At 37.6% G+C, this 9,042-nt stretch carries 9 protein-coding genes; all 9 read right to left on the bottom strand.

The genetic code is table 11. The features are described from left to right. Positions 1–110 (bottom strand): hypothetical protein (locus HXY53_06510; protein NWF76212.1); only part of this gene is annotated, 110 nt, incomplete at its 3' end. Between the two features lie 84 nt (positions 111–194). After that, positions 195–2,273 (bottom strand): elongation factor G, encoded by a 2,079-nt coding sequence (gene fusA / locus HXY53_06505; protein NWF76211.1) that lies wholly within the window; start codon positions 2,271–2,273, stop codon positions 195–197. A 21-nt stretch (positions 2,274–2,294) separates the two neighbouring features. Continuing rightward, positions 2,295–2,765, bottom strand: coding sequence for a 30S ribosomal protein S7 (rpsG, locus tag HXY53_06500; GenBank protein NWF76210.1), 471 nt, complete (start codon positions 2,763–2,765; stop codon positions 2,295–2,297). Between the two features lie 9 nt (positions 2,766–2,774). Continuing rightward, positions 2,775–3,146 (bottom strand): 30S ribosomal protein S12, encoded by a 372-nt coding sequence (locus HXY53_06495; GenBank protein ID NWF76209.1) that lies wholly within the window; start codon positions 3,144–3,146, stop codon positions 2,775–2,777. 109 nt (positions 3,147–3,255) lie between these two features. Continuing rightward, complete coding sequence (locus HXY53_06490) at positions 3,256–4,344, bottom strand: 3-methyl-2-oxobutanoate dehydrogenase subunit VorB (GenBank protein NWF76208.1); 1,089 nt, start codon at positions 4,342–4,344, stop codon at positions 3,256–3,258. Between the two features lie 30 nt (positions 4,345–4,374). After that, positions 4,375–4,566, bottom strand: a complete 192-nt coding sequence (locus HXY53_06485; protein NWF76207.1) for a hypothetical protein — start codon at positions 4,564–4,566, stop codon at positions 4,375–4,377. 281 nt (positions 4,567–4,847) lie between these two features. Then, a complete protein-coding gene (locus tag HXY53_06480) occupies positions 4,848–5,825 on the bottom strand; it encodes a DUF128 domain-containing protein (protein ID NWF76206.1) in 978 nt (325 codons plus the stop codon). Between the two features lie 36 nt (positions 5,826–5,861). Continuing rightward, a complete protein-coding gene (locus HXY53_06475; protein NWF76205.1) occupies positions 5,862–8,570 on the bottom strand; it encodes a molybdopterin-dependent oxidoreductase in 2,709 nt (902 codons plus the stop codon). After that, the coding region (locus HXY53_06470; GenBank protein NWF76204.1) for an NADH-quinone oxidoreductase subunit F at positions 8,533–9,042 on the bottom strand (510 nt) is incomplete at its 5' end. The genes HXY53_06475 and HXY53_06470, both read right to left, overlap by 38 nt.

The raw sequence follows: 9,042 nt of genomic DNA, 5'->3' as shown, positions 1-9,042 counted from the left end.
GACAATACCTTCGTTATCGCTGATGTCAATGTCGTCTTGCCATGGTCTACATGTCCTATCGTACCTATGTTTACATGAGGCTTTACCCTCTCAAATTTCGCCTTCGCCATATTTCCTCCCTCTTTTTAGGTTAAGAGTTTTATTTATATAGTTTCCAGCTTTTATAACTGTAAATCGAACTCTGACAATCAACATTATTCTCCTTTTAGTACAGTGATAATACTATCAGAAACTCCTTTTGGTACCTCATCATAATGTGAAAATTGCATTGTATATGTTGCTCTTCCCTGTGTTTTTGATCTTAAATCAGTAGAATAGCCAAACATTTCAGCAAGTGGGGTCATAGCCTTTATAACCTGTACATTACCTCTCCTATCGATATTCTGAACCTTTCCCCGTCGAGCACTTAGATCTCCAATTACATCACCCATATATTCCTCAGGTGTTACCACTTCGATACTCATAATTGGCTCCAGTAGAACAGGTTGCGCTTTTTTTGCAGCTTCTTTGAAAGCTATTGAACCTGCTATTTTAAAAGCCATCTCGGATGAATCAACTTCATGATAAGAACCATCGTAAAGTTTTACCTTTATGTCAACAATAGGATATCCTGCAAGGATTCCTCTGTCTGCTGCTTCTTTAATTCCTTTTTCAACTGCTGGGATATACTCTCGAGGAACAGCTCCACCAACTATATTATTCTCAAATTTGAAACCAGTTCCGGGCTCCTGGGGTTCGATTTCTATTAACACATGACCATATTGTCCACGGCCACCTGTCTGTCTGACAAATTTACCTTCTGCTTTTGCAGTAGACCTTATAGTTTCTTTATACGCAACCTGTGGTTTACCAATATTAGCACTGACTTTGAATTCCCTGAGTAATCTATCAACAATAATCTCTAAATGGAGTTCACCCATACCAGATATGATTGTTTGCCCAGTCTCTTCATTAAAAGAAACTTTAAATGAAGGGTCTTCCTGACTAAGTTTTGCTAATGATTGAGAAAGTTTATCCTGGTCTGCTTTTGTTTTAGGTTCAATTGCAACTGACATAACAGGTTCTGGGAATTCTATTGATTCGAGTATAATCGCATGTTTCTCATCACATAATGTATCGCCTGTGAGAGTCTTTTTCAAACCCACAATAGCAGCTATATCTCCTGCGGCAACTTCTTTTATTTCTTCTCTTTTATTAGCATGCATTCTGAGGATTCTTCCAACCCTCTCCTTTACGTTCTTTGTAGAATTGTAAATATATGAACCTGATTCAAGGACTCCTGAATATACCCTTATAAATGTAAGCTGACCAACAAATGGATCAGACATAACTTTATATGCAAGGGCAGAAAAAGGTTCACCATCACGTGCATGCCTCACGATTAGTGAATCACTGCCTGGCATTGTGCCTATTACAGGAGGAATTTCATTAGGGGATGGTAAATAATCTATAATTGCATCAAGTAAAAGCTGTATCCCTTTATTTCTGAAAGCAGAACCACAAATAACAGGTGTTATCCTTTTCTCAAGAGTTCCTTTTCTCAAGGCGCCTTTTATCTCATTCTCGCTGATTTCTTCTCTGTTAAGATATTTTTCCATAATAATTTCATCAATATCAGCCAATGCTTCTATCATTTTTTCTCTGTGTTCAATAACATGAGGTTTCATATCATCAGGTATTTCTGTTTCGATATATTTTGCACCAAGTGTTTCATCATCAAAATATATTGCTTTCATCCTGACAAGGTCAACGGAACCTCTGAAATCTTCTTCTGCTCCTATTGGTGTATGTATAGGAACAGGATGAGCACCAAGCCTTTCTATCATACTATTAACACTCATAAAAAAATCAGCCCCTACTCTGTCCATTTTATTCATAAAAGCAATTCGGGGAACACCATATTTATTAGCCTGTCTCCAGACTGTTTCTGACTGAGGTTCTACCCCTGCAACAGAATCAAAAATTGCTACAGCACCATCAAGAACTCTCAGAGAGCGTTCAACTTCGATGGTAAAATCGACATGTCCTGGAGTATCAATAATATTAATCTTATGATCTTTCCAGAAGCATGTTGTTGCTGCGGAAGTTATAGTAATTCCTCGTTCCTGCTCCTGGACCATCCAGTCCATTACAGCAGTACCTTCGTCTACTTCTCCAATCTTGTATGTAACACCTGTATAATAAAGGATACGTTCTGTGGTCGTAGTTTTTCCTGCATCTATATGCGCCATTATACCAATATTTCGTGTTTTCTCTAACGGGAATCTTGACAAATGTTTTCTCCTTTATTATCCCTACCATCTATAGTGGGCAAAAGCCTTATTTGCCTCTGCCATTTTGTGGGTATCTTCCTTCTTTTTAATAGAAGACCCTGTGTTATTATACGCATCGAGCAATTCACCCGCGAGTCTCTCTTGCATTGTCTTTTCTGTTCTTGCTCTTGAATAATTTAAAATCCATCTAAAAGCAAGAGCCGTTCGTCTATGAGGTCTTATCTCAACAGGCACTTGATATGTTGCTCCACCAACTCTTCTTGGTTTTACTTCTAAAACAGGTTTTACGTTTTCGAGAGCTGTCTTAAAAACCTTAATCGGATCACTACCTGTCTTGTTTTTCAATATGTCGAATGCACCATAGCATATTTTTTCTGCTGTTGATTTCTTTCCGCTCTTCATAATAGCATTCATAAATTTATTCACTATCTTGCTATTATATTTCGGGTCCGGTAAAATGTCTCTTTTTTCTGCTACCCTTCTTCTTGGCATAATCTTATTTTATTTAGGCCTTTTAGCTCCGTACTTTGATCTCCCCTGTCTGCGGTCTGCAACTCCCATAGAGTCGAGTGTCCCTCTAATAATATGGTATCTAACTCCGGGAAGATCTTTCACTCTACCACCTCTTATCATAACAATTGAATGCTCTTGGAGGTTATGCCCAACGCCGGGAATATATGCAGTAACTTCCATTGCATTCATCAGTCTCACTCTTGCAACTTTACGCAAAGCAGAATTCGGTTTCTTAGGGGTCGTTGTATAAACTCTTACACACACTCCCCTCTTCTGAGGACATCTCCTTAGTGCAGGGCTTTTTGTTTTACTCTTAACCTCTTCACGCCCTTTTTTTATCAATTGTGCGATTGTTGGCACTCATCCTCCATTTTTTCTTTTTTAAAAACTGGATTACACAGCAATTGGAAATATTACCAGAGAAAAATTTTTTTGTCAAGGCAATGCATGAGATAATTGGAGTTTTAAGTCAATTTTTTACAAAAGGTAGTTTATGAGGCAGCTTATGTTTTATTAACTTAATAATCTCATCATAAATTTCTTCCGGGGTAATAATTGCTCCACCTGCTCTTCCATAAAAATAAACTTCCGATTTACCATTGATCGCAAGTTTAACATCCTCAAACATCTGTCCTGTATTCATTTCAACTGTAATAAAAGACCTTTTTGATTCTGATATTTTCGCAAGTTCTTTTTCAGGGAATGGAAAGAGTGTAATTGGTCGGAATAACCCGACTTTAAATCCTTTACGTCTGAGCTTCATTACAGATGCAAGGGCTATACGTGCTGCTATACCGAATGCAACTACTATAATCTCTGCATCTCTGGTATGATAACTCTCAAATCTTACTTCAATTTTTTTCATTTGCTGATATTTTCTCTGAAGCATATTGTTTCTTATCTCAAGTTCGCCGTCTCCCATATACAGAGACTTTATCACCCGAGGTTTTCTATTTTTACAACCATCAAGTATCCAGTCCTTAGGTGGAAGTTTAGGTCTTACATAAGGTGTTTGATAGAGGGGTTCCATCATCTGTCCTGTTATCCCATCGCTAAAAATCATTACAGGAGTTCTATACTCATCTGCTTTATCAAAAGCAAGCATTGTTAGATCCCACATTTCCTGCAAATTTGATGGACTGTAGACAAGCATTTTGTAATCACCATGCCCCCCCCCTTTTACAGCCTGAAAGTAGTCCGCCTGGCTACCAGATATATTACCAAGCCCTGGACCTCCTCTCTGAATATTAACAATGACAGCCGGCAATTCTGCTCCAGCAAGATAGGATATAGTCTCCTGTTTTAGACTAATTCCCGGACTACTTGAAGAAGTCATTGCACGCGCTCCAGCAGCTGACGCACCATACACCATATTAATCGCTGCAAGTTCACTCTCAGCCTGGATAAAAACTCCCCCTTCTTCCGTCATTCTTCGGGAAAAATATTCAGGGATTTCATTCTGAGGAGTTATAGGGTACCCTGCATAAAAACGACATCCTGCTTGAATTGCAGCCTCAGCGATAACTTCATTTCCCTTCATTAAAACTTTCATGTTCAATGTTGAGGATTATAACATAAAAAAGTTTTTTTACGCCTGTTTTTCTGACTTCTTCTCTGAAAAAAAATTCATGAGAAATTCTGTATCCGATGGTGACAGATCAAATTTGATACAGGCTTCTTGAATCAATTTTGCAAGTGTATCACATCCTCTTTCCTGACGCTCACTTGATATCCATCTGACAGCTCGTCTTAATTGTTCACCTTCTGGTAAAACACTCATCTTAGCCTCCTTTTATTTACAAATAGTCTTAATATATTATTTTCACTTTTTCATTATATATTTGTCTATCCGCTTTTTGAAGCCAAATCTGCTAATAAAGAATAGAAACCTTTGACTCGTATGTAGTTCAAGCCTGCAGGTTGTGGCAATTTCTTTATAAAAAAGGCAAGATTACTTCGCTTCACTCGCAAAGATATTTATATCAGCCTGGAGTTTATCCCGCAATTGATAAGGAAGAGGAATGTTACCATTGGAACAGAATTCGCTATTAATAAAATAGGTTAAAGAAGTTCCTTGAATCTTATAAGATCAGAATATTTATAAAGTGTAGACATGGCTTTGCTAACAGTTGGGATTCCTTTCTCTTCAATCGCAGCAATAGGGTTAAGACCTCCTACAATTACCATGCCTGCTCTGTTCATACCGACGGGAATCTCAAGTAGAGGCTGATTCGGGTTACCGATAATTAATATCCCGCCGATTCCTTTTTCTTTTAAATATGCTTTTAATTCTTTTGCCTTTTCAAGACTAACAACAGGGATTTCCCTGAAACTCGCAAGGATATTCCCGTTAGATTTTCTTGTTGCATTTACTACATCGGTCATCCTGCTCTTTATGAAAATTTCAAGAGGGTCAAGTGAAGAACCTTCATAACTTATAAGTGCAGTGAATCTGAGTGGTTCGTCGTTATAGATCTGCAAAATACCTCCGAATTTCGATGTTACAGGAATTCCTGACTTCAAGAATATGCCGTTTATAGTTACACTGCATACAGTACCAAATCCTATATGTTTTTCCGGCACAATAATATCACCAATCTTGTCACCACCTTTATAAATAACAACCCTATCAGACATTACATATGACGAAGAAAAGACAGGTGCCATAATATTTAGTGCTTCTTTAAGCCTCTCTTCGGGGAAAAAGGATACATTCAGAATAATGTCACCTTCCATTCTATCAATATCAAGTTTCATAAGATATGAAAGACTCTCAATTTTACTTATTATGAATCCCACCTTTTCGGAAACGAGAGCCTGTGAGAGTTCCTGTTTTCCTTTTTGTGTAATCTTTCTTCCTTCCTTGCCAAATACCTTTGTAAAACCCCTCTCATCAAGTATTTTCAGATGATACCTCACTGTTCTCTCTGCCAAATCTATCCCGTGTATCTTTAACTGCTTAGATATTTCTCGAGAACCAAGGACAATATCCTGATGCTTCTCCAGAATTTGTAGAATTGACATCATTGTCTTATTCATAAACTGACACTCTGCTAATTTGAATCAATTTAATCATCATACGTAACTCTCTGAAACTCTTTTTTGTCTTTTTTTAGATGCTTTTATTTTTTCGAATCTGATAGCACACATTTTAATCTCAGGGGTCTTGGATATCCCATTGAGTACAGGATTCAGGAGTGGATTAAATTTTCCTTTTTCAAGATTCATGACCGCAAGACCTGTAGGAGTTGATTTTGATAAGCGCGATTCAGCTTGTATTGAGCCATGCCTTGAAATTATTCTGATTTCTTCCATGTCTGATATCCCAAAATCATCAGCATCCTTTGGATTAATATAAATATAATTTTTGGATTTCAGAATCTTTAATCCTTCGACTTTTTCAGAAAAAACACCATAATTATAAATATCTCTTTCTGTAGTGAGAATAATTGGATAATCTATGTCGGTTGTTTCTGCCGGATGTGTATATTGAAGCGGAAATAGATTGAACTTACCAATTCTTTCGGGTAAGTGCTGGATTACTGTAAATATTTCTGAAAGAATCTCTTCAGCGCTTCCAAAAATAAAACCCTGATGCTCGAATCTCTTCGCCAATTCGCAGATTATAGACCAGTCAGGACGTGAATTTCCCAACGGCTCGAGTGCTCTTTCTATTTTTTGTGTCTTTCCTTCTGTATTTATTATTGTGCCTTCTTTTTCAGCAAAGCTTGCTGCAGGAAGAATAACATTTGCATATTTTGCTGTATCATTTAGAAACATGTCTTGAGATACAATAAATTTTGCCTTCTTTAAAGCAACATCTACCTTTTTGGCTGGCACAAAAGATTTAGTGAGGTCTGTTCCTATGATATATAGCGCTTTTATTTTGCCTGCAATTGTAGCGTCTATTATTTCTGGGATAGTAAGTCCGGGATCAGGATTCAATTTGCAGTTCCACATAGATTCAAATGTCTCCCTCACATCTGAAGAAGTAACAGGCTGATAGCATGGATAATAGTCAGGCAGACATCCCATATCGCAAGCACCTAAACTATTACTCTGCCCTGATAATGGATTTAGTGAGAATGAATGCTTTATATTTGCCGTAAGAATTGCAAGATTTATTAGTGCATGCACGTTATCTGTTCCATTAGTATGTTGAGTAATGCCTGAACCCCAAAAGATTGCAGCTGGATAGCTTCCTGCATAAAGTCGAGCAGCTTCCTCAATTAATACACGAGGGACACCGGTAATCCTTTCTACTCTCCCGAGGGAAAAATCACCAAGAATTTCACTGAATTCGTTAAAATTATTACAGTACATCTCTGTAAAAGATCTATCATATAATTCCTCTTCGACAATTACATTACACATGCCCATAAGAAGAGCTAAATCAGTGCCAGGATAGGGTTTCAACCACTTGTCAGCATTAATACAGAGTTCAGTTTCATTCGGACTTATAATTATAAGCTTTGCACCTCTATTTACAGCCCTTTTTATTTTTAAAGCAAGGACAGGAAAAGATCGGGTCATGTTTGCACCTGCAATAAGAACACATGAAACTTTCTCGATTTTATCCAGAATGTGTTCTGTTTGTGGGGAAAAGCATGGGTTATCTTCTTGATTTAGACCAAATCCCACACATTGACCTGTTCTGCGGAATGCTGATATTGCGGGAGCATAGCAAAATCTTGCCATGGTATCAATGTTATTGCTACCCATAATAACACGTGCGAACTTCTGTGCTATATAGTTATCTTCATTCGTGCATTTTGTTGATGCTATAAGAGCAAATTCTTCATTTTTATATTTACTAAAATTTTTAACTATAAGATCGAGTGCCTCATCCCATGAAACTTTTTCACTTTTATCTTTACCTTGCCTTATGAGAGGGTCTTTCAGTCTGTCAGGTGAGTGCACGAACTCCATGCCAAATCTTCCTTTTACGCAAAGACTACCAAAATTTACAGAACTTGATTTGTCAGCTCTCACGTTAACAATTTGATTATCTTTAATACCAAGATATATATCACATCCAACACCGCAGTAAGGACAGACAGATTTAACTTCTTTAGTAGGTTTTCTTGTATCTTTAAATGCAAGAGCACCAACAGGACAACGAATCACACATTCTCCGCATGAGATACATTTTGAATTGGCGATTTCACTATCACCAAAAGTAGCTATTTTTAATTTATTGCCTCTACCAACAAAATCGATAGCGTTTATCTTTGCAATTTCCCGACATGTACTTACACATATTCCACACATAACACACTTATTATGATCCCTAATAAAAAATGGATTCGAATCATCAACAAGAATTTCTCTAAGAGATAGTCTCATGTGCTGCTGAATTGTATGTTTATCTATTTTCATGTAAGCCATAATTTTTTGTAATTGGCACTGTCCTTTTTTAAGACAATTCCTGCAATCCATATGATGATTTGCAATAATCATCTCAATAATCGGCCGCCTCACCCTGTCTAATTCAGGACTATTTGTTTCTAAAACCATCCCTTCTTTAACTGGTGTTCTACAGGATGCTACAAACTGTCCATTGTCAAGTTCAACCAGACAGACACGGCATACCCCTTGAGGCTTCAGATCTGGATGATAGCAAAGATGAGGTATATAAATTTTGTTTTCTAATGCAGCTTCAAGAATTGTAGCTCCTTGCCAGGATTGAATCTCCTGTCCGTTAATCATAAGATTAACCCTTCCCATCATACCTCCTTTCATCTCATTACATATTGCATACTCCCGCAGGACATCTTTTCTCATTTATATGTGCTTCAAACTCATCTCTAAAATACCGGATAGTGGTAAGCACAGGATTTGGAGCTGTCTTTCCAAGACCACAGATTGAACTTCGTTTAATTGATCCACTTAATTTTAAAAGAAGATCAATATCCCCTGGTCTTCCATTGCCTGTTGTAATATCATTTAGGATTTCAAACATCTGCTGAGTCCCAAGTCTGCAAGGAATGCACTGACCACAGGACTCTCTCCGTGTAAAATCGAGAAAATATCTGGCAACATCAACCATGCAGGTATCCTCATCCATTATTACCATTCCACCCGAGCCCATTATGGTTCCTGCTTCTTTAAGTGAATCAAAATCTACCGGCATATCGAGTAAATCCGGGGGGATACAGCCTCCTGATGGTCCTCCTGTCTGGACAGCTTTTAATTTTTTACTTCCGGCTATTCCACCGCCGATTTCATATATGATTTTTCTTAAAGTAATGCCCAT

This window comes from Nitrospirota bacterium (genome assembly GCA_013388455.1).
Classification (GTDB): domain Bacteria; phylum Nitrospirota; class Thermodesulfovibrionia; order Thermodesulfovibrionales; family SM23-35; genus JACAFF01.
This window is presented reverse-complemented; position numbering and strand designations above follow the sequence as displayed.

What these genes read in the sequence shown, in the direction of transcription:
- HXY53_06480 (NWF76206.1), bottom strand. Translation starts at nt 5,825, where the DNA reads ATGAATAAGACAATGATGTCAATTCTACAAATTCTGGAGAAGCATCAG.
- rpsG (NWF76210.1), bottom strand. Translation starts at nt 2,765, where the DNA reads ATGCCAAGAAGAAGGGTAGCAGAAAAAAGAGACATTTTACCGGACCCG.
- HXY53_06475 (NWF76205.1), bottom strand. Translation starts at nt 8,570, where the DNA reads ATGAGAAAAGATGTCCTGCGGGAGTATGCAATATGTAATGAGATGAAA.
- HXY53_06485 (NWF76207.1), bottom strand. Translation starts at nt 4,566, where the DNA reads ATGAGTGTTTTACCAGAAGGTGAACAATTAAGACGAGCTGTCAGATGG.